Consider the following 23,051-nt stretch of genomic DNA (forward strand, 5'->3'; position numbering starts at 1 on the left):
AGTGGCCACCCGACCCGCCGTCACCGGTCAGAGACCGGACGAGGTGGCCAGCTCGGTGTTGTAGTCGGCCAGCTTGGTGATCTGGGTACCGCTGAGCACGCCCTGGAAGAGCCAGACGTCGTCCAGCTCGCCGGAGAAGTACTCACCCCATGCGCCGGCGTTCCGGTTGCGGCCGAACTGCAGACCGAAGGTGGCCTCGTACGGCTGCGGGGCGCCGGTCCAGGAGATGTGCGGCGTGCAGCCGGTGCTGCCGTCCGGGCATCCCTGGTTCTCCAACTGGCCGTTGACGTACAGGCTCAGCCGGTCGGAGAAGGCGTCGTAGGTGACCGCCAGGTGGGTCCAGTTGTCCAGGACCGAGGTGGCGGGCGTGTGCGTGGTGCTGGTGCGGACGGCGCCGACGGCGTCAGAGTCCCGCACCTCTGCCTGCCACTGGCCCGAGGGCTGCTGGTTGGCGTCCAGGCCCAGGTAGTGCCAGCGGATCGTTACCGCGCTGTTGTTGGCGCCGGGCATGGCCAGCACGGTCATGTCCCGGGTCGGGACGCCCGCGGTGCTGGCCCAACCCGCCAGGCTGAAGCTCTGGCCGGTGTGCAGCGGGACGGCGGTGGTGGCCGCGTAGCCGGTGGAGCCGTCCAGCAGCAGCGTGCCCATGGTGGGCAGCACGCCGCCGTCGGACTTGATGGAGGCTCCGGTGCCGAGCTGGGCGCCCGCCTTGAGCGGGCCCTCGCCGGGGGAGCTCAGCGGGGTGCCGGTCGCCGAGCCGAGCTTCCAGCGGCCGGCCAGCTGCGGGCGCTGCTGGACCATGTCGCGGGCCTCGGTGGAGGTGAGGACGCGGTCGTAGATCCGCACGTCGTCGATGTCGCCCTTGAAGAACTCGGCGTTGGCGCCCTTGCGGTTCACGGCGCCGATCTGGATCGGGCCGGGCTTGGCCCACGGTGCGTTCTGAGTGTAGTCGGCCTCACCGACCAGGTAGCCGTTGATGTAGAGGCGGGTCTTCTTGGCCACGCTGTCGGAGACACCGACCAGGTGGACCCACTCGCCGGTGGCGGAGCTGAAGCAGGGCACGCCATTGACGGTGGTGCCGGGCGTGCAGTCGGCCTGGGCGGCCCGGACCAGGGTGTCGACGGAGGTGTCCTCCTTGTAGCGGCCGAACACCCACTTCTTGCCGTAGGCCGAGTAGTGCAGCGAGAACTCGTTGTTGTGCTCACCGTTCTGGGTCACCGCCACCTTGGCGATGGTGTCGCCCGCTGCGGGTGCGGTGGCCTTGACCCAGGCCGAGACCGAGAAGTCCTTGGTCCCGTCGACCTGCGCGCGGGTGCCGCGGGCATAGTCGTCCACGCCGTCGAAGTGGACGGCGTTGCCGGAGATCCCGGGCGCGCCCGGGGCGGCGCCGCCGTTGACCATCAGGTTGTCGGACTCACCGGTGCCAATCGCATTGGCGGTGCTGTCGTCGAGGTGCCAGACCGCCTTCGCGAGCCAGCCGGTGGCCGGGGTGCGGTCGGCGGCGACGTCGGTGGCCTCGCCGGCCGTCAGGGCGCGGTCCCAGACCTTCACCTCGTCCAGCGCGCCCTTCCACTCGTCGGTGAAGGTGCCGCGCCAGTGCATCCGGCCGAGCTCCAGGGAGCGCCGCGCCGGCCAGACCGACGGGGAGGCGACGGTGACCGGGTTGGCGCCGTTGACGTACAGCGTGGCGGTCTTGGCCGTCGCGTCGTAGACGCCGAGCAGGTGGGTCCACTGGTTGAGCGCCAGCGGGACAGTGGAGGCGGCTTCCTGGTAGGCGTACCCGGGGTTGACGTCCTGGGTAAGCACCGAGAACACCCACTTGCCGTTGCGCATGCCCAGGTCGAAGGCGGACATCACGTTGCCCGCCTGGGACACGGCGGCGCTGTTGGCCTGGGAGTCGGCGAGGTTGACCCAGGCCGAGACGGTGTAGCTCCGGGTGGTGTCGAGTACGGCGCCCTGGGTCTCGGCGTAGCCGGTGGCACTGCCGTCCAGCGACATCGCGTTGCCCAGGTGGCTGGCCGAGCCGAGCTTGGCACCCGTCGCCAGGACGGCCTCGAAGCTTCCGGAGGTACCGGACAGCGTCGTCCCGCCGGACTCGTCCATGCCCCAACCGGCCCGCACGGGCTGACCGTTGAGAACGGTGAAGTAGTACGTCTCCTGCTGCGAGGCGTTGCCGGCGCTGTCCAGCGCCTTGGCCGACAGGGTGTGCACGCCGGGGGTCTCCGGCAGGATCTGGACGGTCTGCGGGGCGCCGGCGGCGGTGGTCACCTCGTGCGCCGCGGAGGCGTTCCCGTCCAACCCCCACTGGTACTTGACCACGTCGGTGGAGGCCGAGTCGAGGATGAACGCGCCGTACTTGCCCACGCCGTCGGTCCACGACAGGGACGCGGTGGCGTCCTTCGAACCGGGGTAGGAGGCGGAGGTGATCGCCGGGCCGTCCGGTGCGGTGGTGTCGACGGTGAAGTAGCACAGGGTCGGATCACCGCTGGAGGACCAGGGTCCCCACTGCGCGCCGTCCCACACCCGCACCTCCCAGCCCAGCTTGGTGTTGGCGGGCAGGGTAGTGGGCAGGGACCAGGAGAAATACGAGCCGGAGCCCTTGAAGGTGTTGGAGGCAGGGGCGGCCCCGGCCGAGCCGGTGGACCACCAACGGCGGATGAATCCCTGGCCGTCGCCCGCGTCCCAGAACACGCCGAACTGGACGCCGACCGCCTCGCCGTCGGGGTCGGAGGCCCGCGCGGTGATCTGCGGCATCTTGTTGATCTTGAGCGGGGTGGTCTGGCAGACCGAGCCCGGCGACATGGTCAGATCGCTCATCGCGGTCTGGTTGGGCGGCAGGTTGTAGTAGACCCGCAGGAAGGCGTCGTCGGTCAGACGCTTCCAGCCGTACGAGTCACTCTCGTTCTCGGCCTTGAGCCCGAAGGTGATGGTCGGCCAGCCCCAGTTGGCGGCGTCCTGGACCAGGTCCTTGACCGCGCCCGAGGTCCCGCCGAACTCCAGCCAGCCGCCAGGGCAGTTACCGCTCCAGCCCTTGGCGGTGTTCATGGTCTGCAGCTTGCGGCCCCAGAAGCCGGCCGCGTTCTGGCTGTCCCAGGTCAGGCCCGAGGAGATGTAGCCGGTGTTCCACAGCTCGACCGGTCGGGCGTCGCAGGAGTACGACCAGCTCTCGTAGGTGCCGAACTCGGCACTGAGGATCTGCTTGCCGATGAAGCTGCCGTTGGGGACCTGGAAGAACGCCCGCTTGACGTCGGTCGGTGCGCAGCGCGAGGGGTCACCGCAGTAGCCGACGCCCCAGTCGTGCACGTAGTTGCTGTTGTACGTGAAATGCCAGTACGGCTGGGAGGAGTAGTACCGGGAAACACCGGCCCAGTCGGACGCGTTGGGGGTGTTCCAGGCCGGGTCGATCATGACCGGGAAGACCGTGGCGGCGTCGTCCAGCATGCTCTGGTCCGGGGTCAGGACCATCTTTTGCTGCGGCAGCTCGACCTTGAGCTTGGCGACCTTGGCACCCTCGCCGGGCACCAGGTTCTCCAGCGCGGGCGGGGTGCTCGGCGCGGCCGGGGCCGAACCCTGCGCGGGGGCGGCAGCCGACTTCGCCGTGGCGGGCTTCGCGGCCGACGCGTTCCCGGCGGGGCCGGAGGAGTCCCACATGACAGGAACGGGGGCTTCGAACACGGTGCCGCCAGCGCCCTTGTCTACCGCCTTGAGCGAGCCGTCGGGTGCCTGCTGGACGGTCAGGCCGTCGCTCTGCAGGTCGAGGCGGAGCTGGTCGAGCTCGGGGTTCTTCGCGGCGGCCGCAGTGTGCACCACGATGACCTGGCTGAAGCCGGTCCGGGTGGCGGTGAGCTTGAGGTCGACGTCGGGCAGGATCGCCCGGTACTCGGCGGTGCTGCCGTCGACGACCGGCTTGGGCAGGGCCTTCGGCCAGGTCAGCTTCAGTTCCTTGCCCGCGGTGGCGATCCGCACCAGCGGCTGGTCGGTGCCGCCGCCGGAGAACTCGACGTCCGCGGTGACCGCCTTCGGCGCGACCGCGCCGCTCGGCAGGACGCGCAGCGCCGAGTCGAGGTCGACCCACGAGCCGCCCTTGCGGACCCGCTTGGGCTGCACGTACGTCGTCGTGACCAACTTGCCGTCCGGCTGCGCCACCGTGTCGCTGGACTCGGTGCGCTTGGCGGCCACCTCGACCGGCTTGCCGGTCCTCTTAGCCTCCTTGACCGCGAGGCTGTCCGCCGAGTCCGCCGGCTCGGCCGAACCGGCCGCCGCCTTCGAATCGGGTGCTCCCGACGGCGCCGCCGCCGAGGGCGACAGCGCCGACGCTGCCACCGCCACCGCGGCCAGGGCGCTGACGGACCAGATCCTGACGGCCCGTCTTCTGACTCTACTAACCACTATTTCCAGCTCTCGCGAGATCGTGCAACACTCGCGGATCTTTGTGCAGACCTTAAAAGTCCGTCAACAGCTTGTGAGAATCCGGTGAGAATCCTGCCCGTAACGTGCTGGATCAATGGTGATCAGTGCCGTCAAATCAGATAGGTAGATGGCTTCCGAAGTGAGGTAAATCACGGGACTGGCTCTGAATCCGGATACCCAGTGCTTCATGGCCGCGCGCAGTTGCGCCACCGTGACCGATGTGGCTGATCAGTGAAACTGAGCAGTCGTCATGCATCCGGACTTGATCGCCCACGCGGCGTCTTCGGCCTGATCGGTGACGGGCAGCGCGATGAGCGCGGCGTCGAAGACGGCCGGGTTCACCTCGTCGGCCGCGGCGTAGGCCTGGGGTATCACCCACTGGGCGGCGAGCTGGTTGGCGTGCTCGGTGTCCTGGTCGACCAGGGCGGACAGAGGCAGGCCGCGGAGCAGGCTGTCGGCAGCAGGCTGTCGCCGCCGTGACCGCCGGTTCCGATGAGAAGGGAACGCATTCGTCACTCCGCCGGGAGGCGCTGGCCGCGCTGGGCGACGTAACCGGATTCGAGCAGCAGATCCACGCCTGGGCGGACGGCTACCGTGCCCGGGGCCGGCCGGAGGGCACCGCCGACTACCTGCTCTACGAGGTCGTCGGCGTAGAAGGTCTCGACTCGCACGTTCCCCTGACCATGGAGCAGGAGATCGCCGATTTGCTGCGAACCAGGTGGCTGCGCTTCGTGGCCGGCGAGGGAGAGCCCTGGAAGATGCCATCTCCCACTGCTCTCCCATTCAATCTTGATGAGGGGTGGAAACAGCAGGTCAGAGCCGCTCAGAACCTCGGCTTGAACTGGTTCATGAGGTTCATCTCCACCAAGAGCTTCATGCCGTTCGTCATCTACCGGATCGCGCTGGGCATCGCCCTGTTCGTGCTGGTGGGCCTGGGTGTGCTGAGCCCGCATGCCGGCGAGTCGGGCTTGTAGGGGCCCACGCGCTCACCGCTTCGCGTGAACCGCGGGCCGCTCGGGAACGTTCCCGGGCGGCCTGCGCGTCGTTGTGCCTGAAGAGACCTGAAGGCAAGCAGCAGGGGGTGTCCCATGGGTCGAGTGGTGCTGGAGCGTTTTCCGGCCGGAAGTCCGCGGGGAAGCTGGCCCGCCGAGGAGTACGCGGCGCAGCGGATGCGCGAGGGTGTGCAGGCCGAGGTGGTGATGGACCTGGACAGTGACGCGTTCCTCGTGGTCGTCCGGCAGCGGGAGGCGTATCGCGGTCGCTGACGGCTCGTAGGCGGCCGTGGCCGGCGCACGACCCTTGGCCTCCTGTCCCCGGAGCCCCACACTGAACCGATGACGCAGCGTGTGAACCTCGCGACGGTGATGGACCGGCTGGCGATCGACGAGGTGGTCACCGGTTACGCGGTGGCCGTCGACGACGGCGACTGGGCCGCCTACCGGGCCCTGTTCACCGCTGCCGGCCGGGCCGACTACAGCTCGGCGGGCGGGATCGCAGGGCCGTCGGGAGAGGTCGCCGACTGGCTGGCGCGGACCATGGCGCGCTTCCCGGTGCGCCAGCACCTCATCGTCAACCGGCTGATCCGCCTGGAGGACGTGGGCGGGTCCCCCGGCGACCGGGCCGAGGTGCGGGCGGACTTCCTCAATCCCATGCGGCTGGCGGGGGCCGGTGACACGGGCGCGGAGGCGGGAGGGGACGGCGGGGCGGCCGGTGCGGTGACCTCGCCCAATTTCGTCGCGGCCGGCCGGTACGACTTCGCCCTGGAGCGCACGGCCGACGGCTGGCGGCTCGCCCGGGTCACGGTCCAGGAGAAGTGGCGCCACATCTCGGCGTAGAGCGCGCGGCCGTCCCACACTGGTAGCGGAGGCACACCATGATCCCTGTGCGCACGCGGTGGTACCCGTCCCGGCGGACCGCGGGCGCGCCCGCCCGCACGGGGTGGTGCCCGCGCCGCCGCGCCGCGGCCGCGCTCGCCGCCGGGGCGCTGCCCGCCCTGGCCTTCCCCGCGCCCGCCCTGTGGTGGTTCGCGTACGTCGCCCTCGTGCCCTGGATGCTGCTGCTGAGGTCGGCCCCCACCGGGCGGCGGGCCGCGCTGGAGGGGTGGCTGGGCGGTGCCGGCTTCGTCGTGGCCGTCCACCACTGGCTGCTGCCCAGCCTGCACGTGTTCCTGGTGCCGCTGGCAGCGCTGCTGGGCCTGCTGTGGATCCCGTGGGCGCTGCTGGTGCGCGAGTTGCTCGGCGGGCGGGTGTCGGCGGGCCGGGCGGGCGCCGCGCTGTTCCTCATACCGGCGGGGTGGCTGCTGGCCGAACTGGTCCGGTCCTGGCAGGGGCTGGGCGGCCCGTGGGGGCTGCTGGGCGCGAGCCAGTGGCAGGTTCCGCCCGCTCTGCGGCTGGCCTCGGCGGGCGGGGTGTGGCTGGTGAGCCTGCTGGTGGTCACGGTGAACTGCGCGGTGGTGGTGCTGGTCGCGGTTCCCGGGGCGCGGGTGCCTGCGGTGGCCGGGATGGCGGGGTGTGCGGTGCTGACGGGGGTGGTGTGGCTGTGGGTGCCCCGGCCCGAGGTGTCGGGCGCGCTACGCGTGGCGGTCATACAGCCGGGCACGGTGACGGACGGCCCGGACGGCCCCGAGCGGCGGTTCGCCGCCGGTGAGCGGCTCACCCGGGACCTCGCCGGGCAGCGGGTCGACCTGGTGGTGTGGGGCGAGAGCAGTGTGGGCGAGGACCTGACGGCCCGCCCGGACCTGGCCCGGCGGCTGACTTCGCTCTCCACCCTGGTCGGGGCCCCGCTGCTGGTCAATGTGGACGCGCGGCCCCCCGACAGCCCCGGGATCCGCAAGAGCGCCGTGCTCGTCGGCCCGGGGGGCCCGACCGGGGACCGGTACGACAAGATGCGGCTGGTGCCGTTCGGCGAGTACGTACCGGCCCGGGCCCTGCTCGGCTGGGCCACCTCGGTCGGCAAGGCGGCCGGCGAGAACCGCGTGCCCGGCGATGCCCCGGTGGTCATGGACCTGCCCGGACGGCCGGACGGTCGCCCCGGAGTGCGCCTCGGCCCGCTGGTCTGCTTCGAATCGGCCTTCCCCGACATGAGCCGGCGCCTGACCCGCGACGGCGCCGCCCTGCTGGTGGCCCAGTCGGCGACCTCCAGTTTCCAGGACAGCTGGGCCCCGGCCCAGCACGCCTCACTGGCCGCCCTGCGCGCCGCCGAGAACGGGCGCCCGGTGGTCCACGCCACGCTGACCGGCGTCAGCGCGGTGCACGGCCCTTCCGGGGAGCGGGTCGGCCCCGCCCTGCCGACCTCCGCGAGCACCGCGCAGGTGTACGAGGTCCCGCTGGCCCGCGGCACGACGCTCTACGTCCGCTTCGGGGACTGGCCGGTGACCGCCGCCCTCACCGCGCTGGCGGCCTACGGTGCGATGGCCGGCGCCCGCGCGCTCATGAGGCCTGCTCCAGAGCCGAGCGCACCACCTGCTCGCACAGCTCGTGGGTGAGCAGCGCGTCCCGTGCGCTGAGCGTCCTGCCTTCCGCGACGGCCTCCAGGAAGGCGTCGACGACCTGCTCGATGCCGCGCTGGCGCGCGACGGGAACCCAGTCCCCGCGCCGCCGCACCGTCGGCTGGCCCTTGTGGTCGATGACGTCGGCGAGGTTGACGACCTGACGCTTGGTGTCCTGCCCGGAGACCTCCAGGACCTCCTCGGTGGAACCGGAGAGCCGGTTCATGATGCCGAGCGCGGTGAACCCGGCGCCGGACAACTGCAGGACCACCTGGTGCATCAGCCCGTCGCGCACCACGGCCCGGACGTCCGTGCGGTCCGCTTCCCCGGGCAGCAGGAAGCGCAGGGTGTCGACGACGTGGATGAAGTCGTCCAGCACCAGCGTGCGGGGGTCCTCGGGCAGCCCGACGCGGTTCTTCTGCATGACGATCAGCTCGCGCGGGTGGTCGGCGCACTGCGCGTAGCCGGGCGCGTAGCGGCGGTTGAAACCGACGGCGAGCGACACCCCGCGCTTCTCGGCCAGTTCCACCAGCCGCACCGAGTCGGCGAGTGCGTAGGCCAGCGGCTTGTCGACGTACGTCGGCACACCCGCCTCCAGCAGCCGGGTGACGATCTCGGGGTGGGCGGCGGTCGGGGCGTGCACGAAGGCCGCGTCGAGCCCTTCGGCGAGCAGAGCGTCGAGATCGGTGTGGCGCCGCCCGGCCGGGACGTGGTGGAGCGCGCCGATCCGCTCCAGGGTGGCGGGGGTTCGGGTCTGCAGGTGCAGCTCGACTTCCGGGCGGGTGGTGAGGACGGGCAGGTACGCCTTCTGCGCGATGTCGCCGAGTCCGATGCAGCCGACCTTCACCGGGCGCCTCCTGGGTCGTTCCTAGTGGGATGCCGGCAGCTTAATCCCTGGTGGCGGGCACCGGGGTCGCCGAGAATGGCCGCATGAACAACAGTTCCGGATCACATCGCAACGAACCCTCCACGACCGCCGACGAACGCGGCATGCTGGACGGCTGGCTCGACTACCACCGCGACACCCTCCTCTGGAAGTGCGAGGGGCTCCGGGAGGAGCAACTGCGCCGCACCCCGCTCGCGCCCTCCCGGCTGAGCCTGCTGGGTCTGGTGCGGCACATGGCCGAGGTGGAGCGCTACTGGTTCCGGGAGATCATGCTCGGCGAGGACCTCCCCGAGCTGTACTGCACACGCGAGGACCCGGACGGCGACTTCCACTTCACCGACGAGGACACCTGGGCCGAGGCCGAGGAGGTGTGGCGGACCGAGGTCGAGCTGGCGCGCCGGGCGACCGCGGGCCGTCCGCTGGACCTGCTCTCGGAGGCCGGCAGCCATCACGGCGGCGAGGTCTTCAGCCTGCGCTGGGTCTACACCCACATGATCGAGGAGTACGCGCGCCACAACGGCCACGCGGACCTGCTGCGCGAGCAGACGGACGGCGCCACCGGCGACTGAGGGGCCCCGGGGCGGCGTCCGCGGCGAGCGGGCCGGGGCGCGGCCGGCCCGGCGGTGTCGGCGGATCGGTCGTCACCCGTGCGGGGTGAATATCGGCTCTCGGTTTTCGCAACCGGGTCCTCGCACAGCAGAGTTGCGCAGGTGCACCCAACCCGAACCACGACGAAGCTGTTGCTCGGAGTCGCCTGTGCGGTCTCGGCCGTCTCCGGCTGTGTGACCGTGAATCCCGCTCCCGCGCAGCCGGGAGCCGCCCCCGCCGCGGGGGTGCCCCCGCACCACGGGCCGCGGAGCGGGCCGGGGACCGTGCCCGTGGTCGTCCGGGCGCCCGCCCTGGAGGCGCTCGAAGCGGCCCCCGGGCGGGCGGGGCAGCCGGCGGCTCCGGCCGCCTCCGCGTCGGCGGGCAGGACCGCACGCCACGACGGGCAGGGGGCCCCGCAGGGCTCCTCCGGGGCGCCTGTGCAGGCCCCGCCACCGGTCCCGGACATCCAGGATCCGCACAGGCCCGCCGCCCCGGTCCCCGGGCGCCGGGGTGAAGCCCGTCCGCGCCACGAGCGGCACGACGGCGAGGAGGGGCGGGAGCTGGTGCGGGAGCTTCCCGTACGGCCCGCCGACGTGTGCGCGCTGGGGCGCCGGCACGGGCGGTGGCGGCCGGACAGCCCCGAGGCCCGTATCTGCGCGGGCGTACACGGGGACTGAGGCGGCCGCGGGGACTGAGGCGGCTACGGGGGCCGGGGCGGCTACGGGGACTGCTCGGGAAAGCGCCGGGGTCCCGCGCCCGGTTCCGTGGCCAGACGCCGCTCCAGCCGGGCGATGGCGGCCCGTACGCCGTTCCCGTACCCGTCGTCGGCCAGCGCGACGGTGGCCGCCCGGGCCCGGGCCAGGTGCACCCTGGCCGCCTCCGGCCGCCGGAGCTTCACGTAGTCGGTGGCCAGGCTCAGGTGCAGCGAGGGGTAGAACACGCGCATCGCCGCCTGCGGCCGGCCCTGGGCGGACCGGTCGGCGGTTCCGGCCGCCCCGGCATCCCGCGCGGCCGCCCCGGGCTCCTCCCCGCCGGGCCGCTCCGCCTCACCGGGCGCGGGAGCCTCCTGCAGCGCCTGGGCCGCGGAAAGGGCCCTGAGGTCCCAGGCCAGCTCGTCGGCGGGGTCGTCCTGGGCGTCGGCCAGGTAGTGGGCGAGGGTGCAGCGGTGGAGGCAGTCGCCCTCCTCGCCGATCTCGGACCAGAGCTCGCGGAGCCGGTTGCGGGCCTCCTCGCGGTCCCCGGCGTGCAGCAGGATGACCGCCTGGCCGATCCTGGTCATGACGGCGTCCTCCGACGCCTCCTGCTGCTCCGTCAAGGCGGCCTCCGGCTTGCTTGCTCTGCCAGACCTGCTCCGGTCTGATCATCAAGAAGCTAGCCGGAGGCAGCGGCATTGGCGCCGAGGCGCGGTGTGCCGTCAGCCGAGGTCCGGGATCCGCCAGTCGATCGGCTCATGGCCCTGGGCGGCGACGGCCTCGTTGATCTGCGTGAAGGGCCGGGATCCGAAGAACTTCTTCGCCGACAGCGGGGAGGGGTGCGCGCCCTTGACGACGACGTGCCGCTCCTCGTCGATCAGCGGGAGCTTCTTCTGGGCGTAGGCGCCCCACAGCACGAAGACGGCCGGGTCGGGGCGGTCGGAGACGGCGCGGATCACCGCGTCGGTGAACTTCTCCCAGCCCTTGCCCTTGTGCGAGTTGGGCTCGGCCTCACGGACGGTGAGCACCGCGTTGAGCAGCAGGACACCCTGCCGGGCCCAGGGCATCAGGTATCCGTTGTCCGGGACGGGCAGGCCCAGCTCCTCCTTCATCTCCTTGTAGATGTTGCGCAGCGAGGGCGGCGTCCTGACGCCGGGCCGCACGGAGAAGCACAGGCCGTGGCCCTGGCCGGCGCCGTGGTAGGGGTCCTGGCCGAGGACCAGCACCTTCACCTGGTCGAAGGGGGTGGCCTCCAGGGCCGCGAAGACCTCTTCGCGGGGCGGGTAGACCGGCCCGTTCGCCCGCTCCTTCTCGACGAACTCGGAGAGTTCCCTGAAGTAGGGCTGGTCCAGCTCCCCGCCGAGGACGGGGAGCCAGGACTCGGGCAGCATCTGGGTCACGGCGACAACCTCCGGTACAAGTTCGTGCGACTGCTCCAGAACCTACCCGGGGCCACTGACATCGCCGCGGCCGCCCGTGCGCCGTGTGCGCGGTGCGGGCGGCCGTACCGCGGTCACCAGCTGGTCTTGCGGTACAGCTCCCACATCTGCATGGCGGTCTGGGGGTCCAGCGCCCGCTCGGCGCCCGCGATGTCGTCGCGTGCGGCGACGTAGAGCTTGCCCTGCCACAGGGGCAGCAGGCGGACGTCCTCGGCGAAGATCTGCTGGGCCTGCTCGAACTCGTGGACGCCGGCCGCGCGGTCACCCTCGCGGCGGGTCTTCGGCAGCAGGTCGTTGATGATCTCGGTGGGCTCGTACGGGGTGCCGACCGCGTTCTCCTTGCCGACGAACGGCGCGATGAAGTTGTCCGGGTCCGGGAAGTCGGGGAACCAGCCTCGGCCGAAGACCGGGTACTCGCCGCCCTTGTAGCCGACCTGGAAGTCCTTCCAGGGCTGGCCGCGCAGGGTGATCTTGAAGAGGCCGCTCTCGTCCAGCTGGCGCTTGAGCTCGGTGAACTCGTCCGCGGTGGAGGAGCCGTAGCGGTCGGTGGTGTACCAGAAGGTCAGCTCGACCGGCTGGTTGATCCCGGCGTCCTTGAGGATCTTCTTGGCCTTGGCGACGTCCGCGTGGCCGTACTTGTCGTAGAAGGGCGTCTTGTGGCCGACGACCCCCTTGGGAACCATCGAGTACAGCGGCTCGGCCGTGCCCTGGTAGACCTTGGACACGAGCGCCCCGCGGTCGACGGTCTGGGCGATGGCCTGGCGGACCGGGAGCTTGGCGATCGCCGGGTCCTTGGGGTTGAAGACCAGGTAGCGGATCTCGGCGCCGACGTTCTCGACGACCTGGAGGCCCAGCGCGTGCGACTCGGGGGTCTGCAGGTCCCTGACCTCCGCGGCCGACAGGCCTCGGTAGGTGGCGTCGATCTCCTTGGCCTTGAGGGCGGCGACCATCTTGGTGGAATCCGCGAAGTAGCGGATGGTCACGCCGTCGTTGCGGCGGTTGGCGAAGCCCGTGTAGCTCGCGTTGCGGCCGAGGACGGCCTCGGCGCCCTCCTTGTAGGAGTCGAGCACGAACGGCCCGGAGCCGGTCACCTTGCCGTCCTCGCGCACCTTGTCCGCGGGGTAGTCCTTGGGCGCGACCAGCGAGGCGGCGGGCGAGCCGAGGACGTAGGGGAAGGTGGCGTCGGGGGTGTTCAGGTGGAAGACGACGGTCAGCGCGTCGGGGGTCTCGATCTTGTCCAGGGCACCGAAGAGGTCCTTGGGCCCGACCTTGGAGCCGATGGTCCGTATGCGGTCCAGGGAGTACTTGACGGCCTTGGCGTCGAGCGGCTCCCCGTCGGAGAACTTCAGGCCCTTGCGCAGGGTGCACCGGTAGGACTCGTTCGCCGCGTCCGTGAAGTCGCAGCTCTGGGCGGCGTCCGGCTGGGGCTTGGTGGAGCCCGTGGGGAAGGCCAGCAGAGTCTGGTAGACGTTCCGGTACAGCTCCCAGGAGCCGTCCCAGGCCGCCGCGGGATCGAGGGTGCTCGGTGCGCTCGTCGTGCCGACGACGATCCTCTTCGCGTCTTCGGCGCCGCTATCCGAGAGCATGCCGCAACCGGCGAGCATGGATATGGACGCAAGGGCCGCAGTGATCTGCAGGCATCTGGTCCGGTTGAACACGTGCACGCTCCTCGATCAGCCAGGGGTGCGGCAGACCCTACCGCAGTGCCCCACGAAACCAATGGGTAGGTTTCGTGGGGCACTTGACCGGTTCCGTGCATATTCGATACGCATTTGACTCCCTTCCGGAGGCAGATGCGTCCGATTATCGGTCAGTGCACTCCGGCATTGAGGAACATTCCCCCGTCGACGACGAGAGTTTGCCCAGTGATCCATTCCGCTTGTGCAGAAGTGAGGAACGCGGCGGCCCCGCCGATGTCCTCCGGGTTCCCGAGCCGGCCCAGCGGATAGGCGGCCGCGGCCTCCTGCTCCCGGCCCTCGTAGAGCGCCTGCGCGAACTTCGTCTTCACCACCGCGGGGGCGATCGCGTTCACCCGGACCCCGGGCGCCATCTCGTGGGCGAGCTGGAGGGTGAGGTTGACCATGGCGGCCTTGCTCATCCCGTAGGCACCGATGAAGGGCGACGCGGAGACGCCGGCGATGGAGGCGATGTTCACGATCGCGCCGCCGTGGTCCTTCTGCCAGGCGTGCCAGGTCCGCTGGGCGAAGCCGAGCGCCGAGATCACGTTGGTCTCGAACACCTTGCGCGCGACACCGAGGTCCAGGTCCGCGATCGGTCCGAAGACCGGGTTGGTGCCGGCGTTGTTCACCAGGAAGTCCACCCGGCCGAAGGCCTCCATGGTGCGCTCGACGGCGAGCGCCTGGTGGGCCTCGTCGTGCGCCTTGCCGGCGACCCCGATCACCCGGTCCGCGCCGAGCCGCTCCACGGCCTCCTTGAGGGCGTCCTCGTTGCGCCCGGTGATGCAGACGCGGTCGCCGCGGGCGACCAGCGCCTCGGCGATGCCGTAGCCGATGCCCCGGCTCGCCCCGGTGATCAGCGCGACCTTGCCGCTGTCGGTTGCGTTGTACGTCATGACCTGCGCCCTGCCTCTCGTGCTCGTCAGTTGAGCGGGCCGCCGGCCACGTACATGACCTGGCCGGAGACGAAGCCGGCGGCCTCGCCCGTGAAGAACGCGATGGCGTTGGCGATGTCGTCCGGACGGCCGACGCGCTGGACGGGGATCTGGGTGGCGGCGGCGGCCTGGAAGTCCTCGAAGCCCATGCCGACCCGGGCGGCGGTCTGCGCCGTCATCTCGGTGACGATGAAACCGGGGGCGACCGCGTTGGCCGTGACCCCGAACTTGCCGAGCTCGATGGCCAGGGTCTTGGTGAGGCCCTGCAGACCGGCCTTGGCTGCGGAGTAGTTGGCCTGGCCGCGGTTGCCGAGCGCCGAGCTGCTGGACAGGTTCACGATGCGACCGAACTTGGCTTCCACCATGTACTTCTGACAGGCCTTCGACATCAGGAAGGCGCCGCGCAGGTGCACGTTCATGACCGTGTCCCAGTCGGTTTCGCTCATCTTGAACAGCAGGTTGTCGCGCAGCACGCCCGCGTTGTTGACCAGGACGGTCGGAGCGCCGAGTTCGCTCGCGACGCGCTCGACGGCCGCCTCCACCTGGGCGGCGTCGGAGACGTCGCAGCCGACCGCCAGGGCCTTGCCCCCGGCCGCTGTGATCGCCTCCACGGTGTCCTTGCAGGCGGCCTCGTCGAGGTCGAGTACGGCGACGGCCCGCCCCTCGGCGGCCAGGCGTACGGCGGTGGCGGCGCCGATGCCCCGGGCCGCCCCGGTCACGATCGCGACGCGCTGCTCGGTGGTGGACATGCTGGATCTCCTCGCCCTTGAGAGGCGGCCGCCCAGAGGTGAGCAACCGCTTAGTAGCTTCAGCTGAGGAGACGCTAGGAGCCCTGGCACTCGGTGTCAACGGGGGCACATCCACCCCGCCGCCCTCCCGCCCCGGCACCCACCGTCCCGCAGCCTTGGCGGTCAGCGGACCAACAGGTCCAGCAGCCGGTCCACCTCCGCGGCCGGGTCGGCCGTCAGGCCGGTGTGCACGGGCCCCGGCTGCACCACCGTGCTGCGCGGCGCGATCAGCCAGCGGAACCGCCGGCCCGCGTCGTCGGCCGCCGCCTGGCCGGCGTACGCTCCGCCCGCGCACACCCCCGCGACCCCGTGGAGGGCGGCCCGTACCCCGGCCACGTCCGCCTCGGGGTCCAGGGCCAGGAGCTTCGCCTCGTCGAGGTGGGTGCGCGCCGCGACGTAACCGTGCGCCCGGCAGTAGACGATCACTCCGGCGTTGAAGCACTCGCCGCGCTCCATCCGGGGCACCACACGCACCAGTGCGTACTCGAACACGTCCCGCTTGGTCACTCGCCGTCGCTCTTCTTCTTGGTCTTGTGGGGCCATTCGGTCAGGTGGTCGGTGAGCCAGCCGGGCGGTCCGGCGGCGGTCTTGACTTCCGACTCCATCGAGATCCTCTCGTGGATCGTCGCCGCGCGCGGCAGCAGCGCCTCCACGTAGGCGCGGCGCAGGGCGTCGGTGGAGTCGAATCCGGGCTCGTCGACGAGCCACTCGTCGGGCACGTCGGCCGCCACCTCGGTGAGCAGTTCCTCGGTGACCAGCGGCGCCAGCGCGGCCGCAGCGGCCGCGATGTCGGGGCCTACGGGCGCCAGTACGTGGTCGGAGGCGTTGTAGGGCTTGGCGGCGGCCGTCGCCGCGGTGGGCCAGTTGTGGTGCCAGATCATGGTGGCGCCGTGGTCGATGAGCCAGAGGTCCCCGTGCCAGACCAGCATGTTGGGGTTGCGCCAGGACCTGTCGACGTTGTTGATCAGGGCGTCGAACCAGACCACGCGCCCGGCCTCGACGGGGTCCACCTGGTAGGCGAGCGGGTCGAAGCCGATCGACCCAGGCAGGTAGTCCATGCCGAGGTTCAGCCCGCCGCTGGCCTTGAGCAGCTCCTGGACCTCCTGGTCGGGCTCGCCGAGCCCGATGACGGGGTCGAGCTGCATCTGGACCAGCCTCGGGACCCGCAGGCCCAGCCGCTGGGCCAGACGGCCGCAGATGACCTCGGCGACCAGGGTCTTGCGGCCCTGGCCGGCTCCGGTGAACTTCATGACGTAGGTGCCGAGATCGTCGGCTTCGACGATCCCCGGCAGCGAGCCGCCCTCACGCAGGGGCGTGACGTAGCGGGTCGCAATCACTTCGGACAGCATCCGACCAGGTTACGGGGGTCAGGACGCGGGAGCCCACTGCGCGAGGAGCGCTTCGGCCGTGGTGATGGTGGCGACCAGCGCGAGGGAGTTGCGGATCACCTCGGCGGTGCAGGTGGCGGGGACCCCCGCGACGGCGTCGGCCGGGACGACGACCTGGTAGCCGAGGTTCACGGCGTCGAAGACGGTGTTCGGGATGGCGATGTTGGAGGAGACCCCGGTGACGACGAGGGTGCGGACGCCGAGGTTGCGCAGCAGGGCGTCCAGGTCGGTGCCGGCCATCGGCGAGAGGCCGTGGAGCCTGCGGACCACCAGGTCCTGCTCGGCGACGACGATGGGGGCGGCGACCTGCACCGCCCGGCTCCCGGTCAGCTGGCGCACGGGCAGCCTCCCGGCGGCGCGCAGCAACGTTGCGTTGACGCTGGCCCCGCGCCCGTCCGGCCGCCGCTCCGCTACCGCGTGCAGTACCTGTACGCCCGCTCCGCGCGCAGCATCGGCCAGCGCGGCCACCCGCTCCAGCATCCCCGAATCCCGGGCCTCCTTCGCGAGCTCGGGCAGGGCGCTCTCCTCGCCGACGACACCGTTCTGGCACTCGACGGTGAGCAGCGCGGTGGTGGCGGGATCGAGGTCCGGCATGGCTCCCCCTGGCGTGGCGACGGAAGAGCGCCCATGATTCCTGACACACAGTCAGATGTGAAGGGTCGTGGGACGGATGAACGGGACGCAGCGGCGGGGACGCCGCATCATGATGACCGACGGGGAAGTGGACGCCTTCCTGCGCGAGCAGCGGACCTGCCGGGTGGCGACGGTCTCCCCCGACGGCCGGCCGCACGTGGGAGCCCTGTGGTTCGCCTGGGACGGCGCTTCGCTGTGGCTGTACTCGATCGTCCGCAGCCGGCGGTGGTCGGACCTGCGCGCGGACCCGCGGATCTCGGTGGTCGTGGATTGCGGGGAGGCCTACGACGAACTGCGCGGCGTGGAACTGTCCGGCAGCGCCGTCTTCGTGGGCGAGGCCCCGCGCACGGGCGAACCGTGTCCGGAACTGGCGGAGGCGGAGCGGATCTTCCCGGTCAAGAACTTCGGCATCGCGGAAATGCCGCACGACGGGCGCCACGCCTGGATACGCCTGACTCCGGAGTCGATCGTCTCCTGGGACTTCCGCAAGCTGTAGGCGGAGCCCGGGACGGTCCGCTCGGACGGGACCGGACCGGGCCGGACCGGGTCGGACCGGACCCATCAGACGGGCTCGGGCGGGCTCCGAGGATCGGACCGGATCAGGCGGACTCCGGCCCGCCCTGGAGGACGGCGGCGCTCCGGCTCAGCGCCTCGACCGCCGCCCGGATGGTGGGCCTGCGGTCGGCGTCCGCGCGCCAGACGGCGTACACGTGACGGCGCACGCTGTCGCAGACCGGCAGCAGCCGGACCCCGGGCGGCACGGGCCCCCGGCCCAGCTTCGGGGCCACGCACACCCCGAGTCCGGCCGCGACGAAGGCCAGCTGCGTGTGGTGCTCCTCGGCGATGTGGGCGATGCGCGGTTCGATGCCGGTACCCCGCAGGGTGAAGACCAGCCACTCGTGGCAGAACTGCCCTTCGTTCCAGGAGATCCAGTCGTCGTCGGCGAGCTCGGCCAGCGAGATCTGCCCCCGGTCGGCGAGCCGGTGGCCGGCCGGGACCGCGATGTCGACGGAGTCGTCGAGCAGGTGCGTCCGGGTCAGCTCGCCGGGCACCGGCATCCGCTTGTTGTGCCAGTCGATGGCCAGCGCGAGGTCGAGGTCGCCGCGCACCACGGCGGCCATGCCCTCCTCGGGCTCCTGCTCGCGGACCCGTGCCCGCAGCTGCGGGTGGTCCGTGCGCAGCGCGGACAGGGCCTGTGGCAGCAGTCCGCGCATGGCGGTGGGGAAGGCTCCGATGCGCAACCGGCCGACGGCGCGGCCCCGCTGGGCCTCGACGTCGGCCTGGGCACGCTCGACCTGGGAGATGATCCGGGCCGCGTGGTCGGCGAGCAGCCGCCCGGCGTCGGTGAGCCGGATCCCGCGCCCGTTCCGGGCCAGCAGGGGCTGGCCGACCTCCCGTTCGAGCTTGGCCATCTGCTGGGACACGGCGGAGGTGGTGACGTGGAGGCCGTCCGCCGCGGCGCTGACCGAGCCGTGGCGGGCGAGGGCGTCGAGGGTGCGCAGGCGCTCCAGGTTCAACATGTAAGCGATGCTACGACGTCACTGCGAGAAAGTCTCGCTTGTCCTACGAAGTTGCACAGCGCACAGTAAGGGGCATGAGCGCACCCACCGCCCCTGGACCGACCCTCCCCACCGCCGTCCCCACCCCCGGCGTCCCCGGCGCCATGCCACTGGCCGGCACGCCGGCCGGCAGCCCGTCCGCCGAGCAGGCCACGGTGTCGGCGACGGCCGCGGCCGCCCGCGCGCAGCTCCTGCGGGACTGGCGCATCCGCTTCGCGGTCCTGTCCGTCATCTGGGGCTTCAGCTTTCTGCTGATCAAGGTGGGTACGCAGGCGTACGCCCCCTTCCAGGTCGCCCTGGGCCGGGTCCTGTTCGGCGCGCTCGCCCTGCTGGCCGTCCTGCTGGTCCGCCGCGAGCCCCTCCCGCGCGGGCGGCGCACCTGGGGCCACCTCACCGTGGCGGCGCTGCTGCTCAACACCGCCCCCTTCTCCCTCTTCGCCTTCGCCGAGCTGAGCATCCCCTCCAGCCTGGCCGGCATCTGCAACGCGACCTCCCCGCTGTGGGGGATGGCGCTGTCGCTGGTGGCGCTGTCCGAGGACCGCCCCACGCGCCGCCGCTTCGCGGGACTGGGCCTCGGCTTCCTCGGCGTGCTGACCGTCCTCGGCGCCTGGCAGGGTTTCACCGGCGTCGACGCCAAGGGCACCGCGCTCGCCCTGCTCGCCTCGCTCTGCTACCCCATCGGCTGGATCTACGTCCGCCGCACCCTGGCGGGGACCCCGGGCTCGCCGGTGGCCCTGACCGGCGGCCAGCTGCTCGTCTCCACCCTCCAGCTCGCCCTGGTCAGCGCCGTGTTCACGACGGCCCCGGCATCGTTCCCGCTCTGGCCGACCCTGTCGGTGGTCGCCCTGGGCGCCCTCGGCACGGGCCTGGCCCTGCAGATGCAGTACGGACTGGTCACCGAGGTCGGCCCGACCACCGCGCAGATGGTCACCTACTTCATCCCGGTCATCGCGACCACGGCCGGTGTCCTGGTCCTGGGCGAACAACTGCACTGGAACACCCCGGTCGGCGCGGCGATCGTACTGGCGGGCGCCGCCCTCACCCAGACCCGGCCCGGGGCACGCAACCGCGCCTGACGACGGCCACCGGTCGCACAGCGGCCGCCGGCATCGTCGTGATCCTGGGCGGCCTCCCGGAGCGGCTCTGACGGACCGTCGCCCGGGTCCGCCGCGCCACCTCCCCGGAGGGTGTCCGGGCGACCGCCCCGGCCCGAGGGGCGGCCCGGTGGCCCCAGGGGGCGACAGGGCCGCCGGGACCCGCGGTGTCGCCGGGAGTTCCGCGGGGCGGTCAGGGGCCGCTCACGGGCTCCGAGCGCCCGCTCGCGGGCTTTGGGCGGACCGCCCCGGCGTCAGCCGAAGCGGCCGCCCGTCGCCGGGCGGACCGCGGCAGCCACCGCCTCGGCCAGGCCCGCCACCTCGAAGAGCGCCACCTCCGACACCGTCAGCCGCACCCCCGGTCCCGACTCCACACGGAACCGGGCCCCGGCCGTCACCGCCCAGCCTGCGGCCAGCAGTCTCGTCACCACCCCCGTTTCATCGGCCACGGGCACCCACACGTTCATCCCGCTCCGCCCGTGCGCCGGCACGCCCCGCTCCCGTAGCGCCTCGACCAGCGCGTCCCGCCGCTCACCGTACGAGCGGGCCACGGCCGCCCGGTCCACCGCGCCCGAGGTCCACAGCTCCACCACCGCGTACTGCAGCAGCCGGCTCACCCAGCCCGGGCCCAGCCGCTGGCGTCCCCGCACCCGGTCCAGGGTGACCGGGTCCCCCGTCAGCACCGCGAGCCGCAGGTCCGGTCCGTAGGCCTTCGCCGTCGAACGCACCAGCGCCCAGTGCCGGGTGATCCCGCCCAGCGGGTACAGCGGCAGGTCGACGATCGCGTGCCCGTGGTCGTCGTCGATCACCAGCACCCCGGGGTGGCCGCCCAACAGCGTCCGCAGCTCACCGGCCCGCGCCGCGCTCACCGCCGCCCCCGTGGGGTTCTGCGCCCGCGAGGTCACCACCAGGGCGCGCGCCCCGGCCTCCAACGCCCGCGCCACCGCCTCGGGCCGCGGCCCGTCGTCGTCCACCGCGACCGGCAGCACCCGCAGCCCGAGCGCCGGCACCAGGTCCAGCACGCTCCCCCACCCCGGGTCCTCGACCGCCACCGCGTCACCCGGTCGCAGGTGGGCGGCCAGCACCCGTTCGATGGCGTCCAGCGCGCCCGAGGTCACCGCCACCGGCCCGGCCGGCACGCCGTCGGCGTCCAGGTCGGCCCGGGCCAGCCGGGCCAGGTCCGGCGCGACCGGGTCCGCCCCGTAGCGGGTGGGGGCCTGCGCGTACCGCCGGGCGGCCGCCGCCAGCGCGCCGTCCAGCGAAGGCAGCAGGGACACGTCCGGATTGCCTTCCGTGATGTCCCGTACGCCCGCCGGCACCGCCATCCGCAGGGCGTCCCGCGGCGCGCTCGACGGGCGGGCCCGCACCCGGCTGCCCCGCCGGCCGTCGGTCTCGATCACCCCGCGTTCGCGCAGCGCGCGGTAGGCGGCCGCGACGGTGTTGGGGTTGACCCCCAGCTCGCCGGCGAGCTCCCGCATCGGCGGCAGCAGGGCTCCCGGCGCGAGCGCTCCCGCCCCGACGCCGGCCTCGACGCTGGCGGCGATGTCCGATGCGCGCCGCCCTGTGATCCGATAGTCTCCTAGCACAAAGACAAGTATGCACTAGTGCAATGGAGTCCGCCACCATGACGGCCACGCCCGCCACACCCGCCACCCAGACGCCCGACCCGGCCGGGCAGCCCGACCCCACGGGACCGACCGCCGCCTACGAGCCCACCGACCGTACGGTCCCCACCCGCTCCCGGGACCGCGCGCGCTACGACCGCGAGACGGTGCACTCGATACTCGACCAGGCCTACGTCTGCCACCTCGGTTTCATCCGCGACGGCGCCCCCGTGGTGCTCCCCACCCTCTTCGGACGGGTCGGCGAGGCGCTCTACCTCCACGGCTCCACCGGCTCCCGCCCCCTGCGCGCCGCCGGACAGGCCGACCCGGGCCTGGCGGTCTGCGTGACCGTGACCCACGTCGACGGCCTGGTCCTCGCCCGCTCCGCCTTCCACCACTCGCTCAACTACCGCTCGGTGGTGGTCCACGGCACCGCCTACCAGGTCACCGACGAGGAGGAGTGCCGGATCGCGCTGGACGCCCTCGTCGACCACGTGGTTCCGGGCCGCTCGGCCGACTCCCGGCCGGCCAGCGCCAAGGAGCTCGCCGCCACGGCGGTGATCCGCCTGGACCTGACCGAGGTCTCCGCGAAGCTGCGTACCGGCGGCCCGAACGACGACGCCGAGGACCTCGCACTGCCCCACTGGGCGGGCGTGGTCCCCGTCGCCCCGGCCTACGCGGCCCCCGTGCCCTCCGCCGACCTGGCCCCCGGCATCCCCGTCCCGGCCTACCTCGCCACGCTCTGAGCAGTCCGCGCGGCGGCGGGCCGCGCCGCGTCATCATCGGCCGGCCCGCCCGCGGGCCTGCGGGACTCCGCCGCGATCAGGGCGCCCACCGCGGCCAGCAGCAGTACGGTTCCCAGCACCACGGCGCCGGTCAGCCGCTCCCCCAGCAGCAGGACGGCGATCACCGCGGCGCTCACCGGCTCGATCAGCATGATCACCGAAACGGTGGCGGCCCGCACGGCCGCGGCACCGGTGAAGTAGAGCGCGTACGCCAGCGCCGTCGGCACGACGGCGACGTACACCAGCAGCCAGATCACCCGGCCCGGTGCGGCGGTGTGCGGCAGCAGTCCCTCCGCGGCGGCGAGCGGCAGCAGGCACAGCGTGCCCACGCCGACCGACCAGGCGGTGGTTACCAGCGGGTCCCCGCTCCGCCCGCGCATCCCGAGCCACCGTGCCCGCAGGGTCATCCCCGCGTATCCGGCGGCCGACAGCAGGGCCCAGCCGACGCCGAGCGGACGCACCTGGCCGTCCCCGCTGCCCAGCACCAGTACGGCGAGCCCGGCGAGCGCCCCCACGACGGCGGACGCGCCGCCCCGGCCGAGCCGCTCGCCCATCCAGTACCGCCCGCCGAGTGCGATCAGCACCGGACCGGCGCCGAGCGTGACCACGGTGCCGACGGCCAGGCCGGTCTCGCGCACGGCGCCGAAGTAGGAGGCCTGGAAGAGCGTGAACATCAGCCCCGTCGCGATGAGCGAACGGGCCGACGGCCGCACCCGGACGGGACCGGACGCCCGTCCGGAACCGGCACGGGAACGGAAACGGGAACGGGGCCGGTGACGGGACGGGAGCCGGCGCAGGGCCAGCACCCCCAGCAGCACCACGAGACCTCCCGCGCACCGCCAGAACGACAGGGCGAGCGGACCGAGGTCACTGGCGAGGTAGAGGAGGGAGGCGGCCGCCCCGGCGGTGCCCCAGGCGGCTCCGGCGACGACGAGGTACAGCAGACTGCGCCCGGCAGCGGGCGAATGGTTCGACACGTGGGGTCTCCGTGCATGCGTGAAGGATGAGAGGTGCAGGTCATCGCTTCGCGGGCAGCGCACACCCGCCCGGGACGCCGTCGGACGTCCGGGCCGGGATCTCGTCGCTG

22 protein-coding genes and 1 pseudogene are annotated in these 23,051 nt (G+C 72.4%); 10 read left to right on the plus strand and 13 right to left on the minus strand.

All coding sequences use genetic code 11. The annotated features are described in order from the left end of the window. Positions 1 to 27 precede the first annotated feature (27 nt). Positions 28 to 4,329, minus strand: coding sequence for a LamG-like jellyroll fold domain-containing protein (locus AMK16_RS38150; RefSeq protein WP_143196854.1), 4,302 nt, complete (start codon positions 4,327 to 4,329; stop codon positions 28 to 30). Positions 4,330 to 4,641: 312 nt separating this feature from the next. On the opposite strand from AMK16_RS38150, the gene AMK16_RS35870 reads away from it, so the two are divergent. From AMK16_RS35870 to lnt, 5 genes and pseudogenes are all read left to right on the plus strand, one after another. Continuing rightward, complete coding sequence (locus AMK16_RS35870) at positions 4,642 to 4,890, plus strand: hypothetical protein (protein WP_143196855.1); 249 nt, start codon at positions 4,642 to 4,644, stop codon at positions 4,888 to 4,890. 362 nt (positions 4,891 to 5,252) lie between these two features. Continuing rightward, positions 5,253 to 5,384 (plus strand): annotated as a pseudogene (locus AMK16_RS35245) (undecaprenyl-diphosphatase); the annotation flags it as partial. 114 nt (positions 5,385 to 5,498) lie between these two features. Continuing rightward, on the plus strand, positions 5,499 to 5,675 hold the full coding sequence (locus tag AMK16_RS36715) for a hypothetical protein (protein WP_199885528.1): 177 nt from the start codon (positions 5,499 to 5,501) through the stop codon (positions 5,673 to 5,675). Positions 5,676 to 5,744: 69 nt separating this feature from the next. Next, positions 5,745 to 6,245: a nuclear transport factor 2 family protein gene (locus AMK16_RS23355; protein WP_073918727.1), complete on the plus strand. Its 501-nt coding sequence runs from the start codon at positions 5,745 to 5,747 to the stop codon at positions 6,243 to 6,245. A gap of 38 nt (positions 6,246 to 6,283) precedes the next feature. Then, complete coding sequence (lnt, locus tag AMK16_RS23360) at positions 6,284 to 7,894, plus strand: apolipoprotein N-acyltransferase (protein ID WP_079191672.1); 1,611 nt, start codon at positions 6,284 to 6,286, stop codon at positions 7,892 to 7,894. Here lnt and AMK16_RS23365 read toward each other — a convergent pair. Next, on the minus strand, positions 7,839 to 8,744 hold the full coding sequence (locus tag AMK16_RS23365) for a Gfo/Idh/MocA family protein (RefSeq protein ID WP_073918729.1): 906 nt from the start codon (positions 8,742 to 8,744) through the stop codon (positions 7,839 to 7,841). The genes lnt and AMK16_RS23365 overlap by 56 nt on opposite strands. 83 nt (positions 8,745 to 8,827) lie before the next feature. On the opposite strand from AMK16_RS23365, the gene AMK16_RS23370 reads away from it, so the two are divergent. Next, positions 8,828 to 9,352 carry a DinB family protein gene (locus AMK16_RS23370; protein ID WP_073918958.1) on the plus strand — a complete coding sequence of 175 codons (525 nt, stop codon included), beginning with the start codon at positions 8,828 to 8,830 and terminating at the stop codon, positions 9,350 to 9,352. A 141-nt stretch (positions 9,353 to 9,493) separates the two neighbouring features. After that, complete coding sequence (locus AMK16_RS23375) at positions 9,494 to 10,048, plus strand: hypothetical protein (protein WP_242438852.1); 555 nt, start codon at positions 9,494 to 9,496, stop codon at positions 10,046 to 10,048. Between the two features lie 41 nt (positions 10,049 to 10,089). Here AMK16_RS23375 and AMK16_RS23380 read toward each other — a convergent pair whose 3' ends face one another. The 8 genes from AMK16_RS23380 to AMK16_RS23415 form a co-directional block, all read right to left on the minus strand. Beyond that, on the minus strand, positions 10,090 to 10,686 hold the full coding sequence (locus tag AMK16_RS23380; protein ID WP_073918733.1) for a hypothetical protein: 597 nt from the start codon (positions 10,684 to 10,686) through the stop codon (positions 10,090 to 10,092). A gap of 99 nt (positions 10,687 to 10,785) precedes the next feature. Further along, on the minus strand, positions 10,786 to 11,454 hold the full coding sequence (locus AMK16_RS23385) for a uracil-DNA glycosylase (RefSeq protein ID WP_073918960.1): 669 nt from the start codon (positions 11,452 to 11,454) through the stop codon (positions 10,786 to 10,788). 122 nt (positions 11,455 to 11,576) lie between these two features. Continuing rightward, positions 11,577 to 13,160, minus strand: a complete 1,584-nt coding sequence (locus tag AMK16_RS23390; RefSeq protein WP_073918735.1) for an ABC transporter substrate-binding protein — start codon at positions 13,158 to 13,160, stop codon at positions 11,577 to 11,579. 152 nt (positions 13,161 to 13,312) lie between these two features. Then, positions 13,313 to 14,074 (minus strand): SDR family oxidoreductase, encoded by a 762-nt coding sequence (locus AMK16_RS23395; protein WP_073918737.1) that lies wholly within the window; start codon positions 14,072 to 14,074, stop codon positions 13,313 to 13,315. Between the two features lie 26 nt (positions 14,075 to 14,100). After that, a complete protein-coding gene (gene fabG, locus AMK16_RS23400) occupies positions 14,101 to 14,862 on the minus strand; it encodes a 3-oxoacyl-ACP reductase FabG (RefSeq protein ID WP_073918739.1) in 762 nt (253 codons plus the stop codon). Positions 14,863 to 15,024: 162 nt separating this feature from the next. After that, complete coding sequence (locus tag AMK16_RS23405; protein ID WP_073918741.1) at positions 15,025 to 15,408, minus strand: DUF3037 domain-containing protein; 384 nt, start codon at positions 15,406 to 15,408, stop codon at positions 15,025 to 15,027. Next, positions 15,405 to 16,250, minus strand: a complete 846-nt coding sequence (locus AMK16_RS23410; protein WP_073918743.1) for a HipA family kinase — start codon at positions 16,248 to 16,250, stop codon at positions 15,405 to 15,407. The genes AMK16_RS23405 and AMK16_RS23410 overlap by 4 nt, the downstream gene beginning before the upstream one ends. Positions 16,251 to 16,268: 18 nt before the next feature. Continuing rightward, positions 16,269 to 16,883, minus strand: a complete 615-nt coding sequence (locus tag AMK16_RS23415) for a cysteine hydrolase (RefSeq protein WP_073918745.1) — start codon at positions 16,881 to 16,883, stop codon at positions 16,269 to 16,271. 76 nt (positions 16,884 to 16,959) lie between these two features. Between AMK16_RS23415 and AMK16_RS23420 the strand changes: the two genes are divergently transcribed. Continuing rightward, positions 16,960 to 17,418, plus strand: coding sequence for a pyridoxamine 5'-phosphate oxidase family protein (locus AMK16_RS23420; RefSeq protein WP_073918747.1), 459 nt, complete (start codon positions 16,960 to 16,962; stop codon positions 17,416 to 17,418). Positions 17,419 to 17,521: 103 nt separating this feature from the next. On the opposite strand, the gene AMK16_RS23425 is transcribed toward AMK16_RS23420, so the two are convergent. Further along, positions 17,522 to 18,442 (minus strand): LysR family transcriptional regulator, encoded by a 921-nt coding sequence (locus tag AMK16_RS23425; protein WP_073918749.1) that lies wholly within the window; start codon positions 18,440 to 18,442, stop codon positions 17,522 to 17,524. 74 nt (positions 18,443 to 18,516) lie between these two features. Between AMK16_RS23425 and AMK16_RS23430 the strand changes: the two genes are divergently transcribed. Then, positions 18,517 to 19,557: a DMT family transporter gene (locus AMK16_RS23430; protein WP_199885529.1), complete on the plus strand. Its 1,041-nt coding sequence runs from the start codon at positions 18,517 to 18,519 to the stop codon at positions 19,555 to 19,557. Positions 19,558 to 19,829: 272 nt separating this feature from the next. Here the strand turns inward: AMK16_RS23430 and AMK16_RS23435 are convergent, their stop codons facing one another. Next, positions 19,830 to 21,161, minus strand: coding sequence for an aminotransferase class I/II-fold pyridoxal phosphate-dependent enzyme (locus AMK16_RS23435; RefSeq protein WP_073918752.1), 1,332 nt, complete (start codon positions 21,159 to 21,161; stop codon positions 19,830 to 19,832). Positions 21,162 to 21,199: 38 nt separating this feature from the next. On the opposite strand from AMK16_RS23435, the gene AMK16_RS23440 reads away from it, so the two are divergent. Then, positions 21,200 to 21,925: a pyridoxamine 5'-phosphate oxidase family protein gene (locus AMK16_RS23440; protein WP_073918962.1), complete on the plus strand. Its 726-nt coding sequence runs from the start codon at positions 21,200 to 21,202 to the stop codon at positions 21,923 to 21,925. Here AMK16_RS23440 and AMK16_RS23445 read toward each other — a convergent pair. Continuing rightward, positions 21,907 to 22,941, minus strand: coding sequence for a DMT family transporter (locus AMK16_RS23445; RefSeq protein WP_073918754.1), 1,035 nt, complete (start codon positions 22,939 to 22,941; stop codon positions 21,907 to 21,909). The two genes, AMK16_RS23440 and AMK16_RS23445, sit on opposite strands and share 19 nt — an antisense overlap. Positions 22,942 to 23,051: the final 110 nt, after the last annotated feature.

This window comes from Streptomyces sp. CB00455 (assembly GCF_001905445.1).
In the GTDB taxonomy this organism is placed as follows: domain Bacteria; phylum Actinomycetota; class Actinomycetes; order Streptomycetales; family Streptomycetaceae; genus Streptomyces.

Coding starts and splice junctions, on each gene's coding strand:
- AMK16_RS23440 (WP_073918962.1), top strand. CDS start 21,200: ATGACGGCCACGCCCGCCACACCCGCCACCCAGACGCCCGACCCGGCC.
- AMK16_RS23355 (WP_073918727.1), top strand. CDS start 5,745: ATGACGCAGCGTGTGAACCTCGCGACGGTGATGGACCGGCTGGCGATC.
- AMK16_RS23370 (WP_073918958.1), top strand. CDS start 8,828: ATGAACAACAGTTCCGGATCACATCGCAACGAACCCTCCACGACCGCC.
- lnt (WP_079191672.1), top strand. CDS start 6,284: ATGATCCCTGTGCGCACGCGGTGGTACCCGTCCCGGCGGACCGCGGGC.
- AMK16_RS23415 (WP_073918745.1), bottom strand. CDS start 16,883: ATGCCGGACCTCGATCCCGCCACCACCGCGCTGCTCACCGTCGAGTGC.
- fabG (WP_073918739.1), bottom strand. CDS start 14,862: ATGTCCACCACCGAGCAGCGCGTCGCGATCGTGACCGGGGCGGCCCGG.
- AMK16_RS23395 (WP_073918737.1), bottom strand. CDS start 14,074: ATGACGTACAACGCAACCGACAGCGGCAAGGTCGCGCTGATCACCGGG.
- AMK16_RS23430 (WP_199885529.1), top strand. CDS start 18,517: ATGAGCGCACCCACCGCCCCTGGACCGACCCTCCCCACCGCCGTCCCC.
- AMK16_RS23410 (WP_073918743.1), bottom strand. CDS start 16,250: ATGCTGTCCGAAGTGATTGCGACCCGCTACGTCACGCCCCTGCGTGAG.
- AMK16_RS36715 (WP_199885528.1), top strand. CDS start 5,499: ATGGGTCGAGTGGTGCTGGAGCGTTTTCCGGCCGGAAGTCCGCGGGGA.
- AMK16_RS23425 (WP_073918749.1), bottom strand. CDS start 18,442: ATGTTGAACCTGGAGCGCCTGCGCACCCTCGACGCCCTCGCCCGCCAC.
- AMK16_RS23420 (WP_073918747.1), top strand. CDS start 16,960: ATGAACGGGACGCAGCGGCGGGGACGCCGCATCATGATGACCGACGGG.
- AMK16_RS23385 (WP_073918960.1), bottom strand. CDS start 11,454: ATGCTGCCCGAGTCCTGGCTCCCCGTCCTCGGCGGGGAGCTGGACCAG.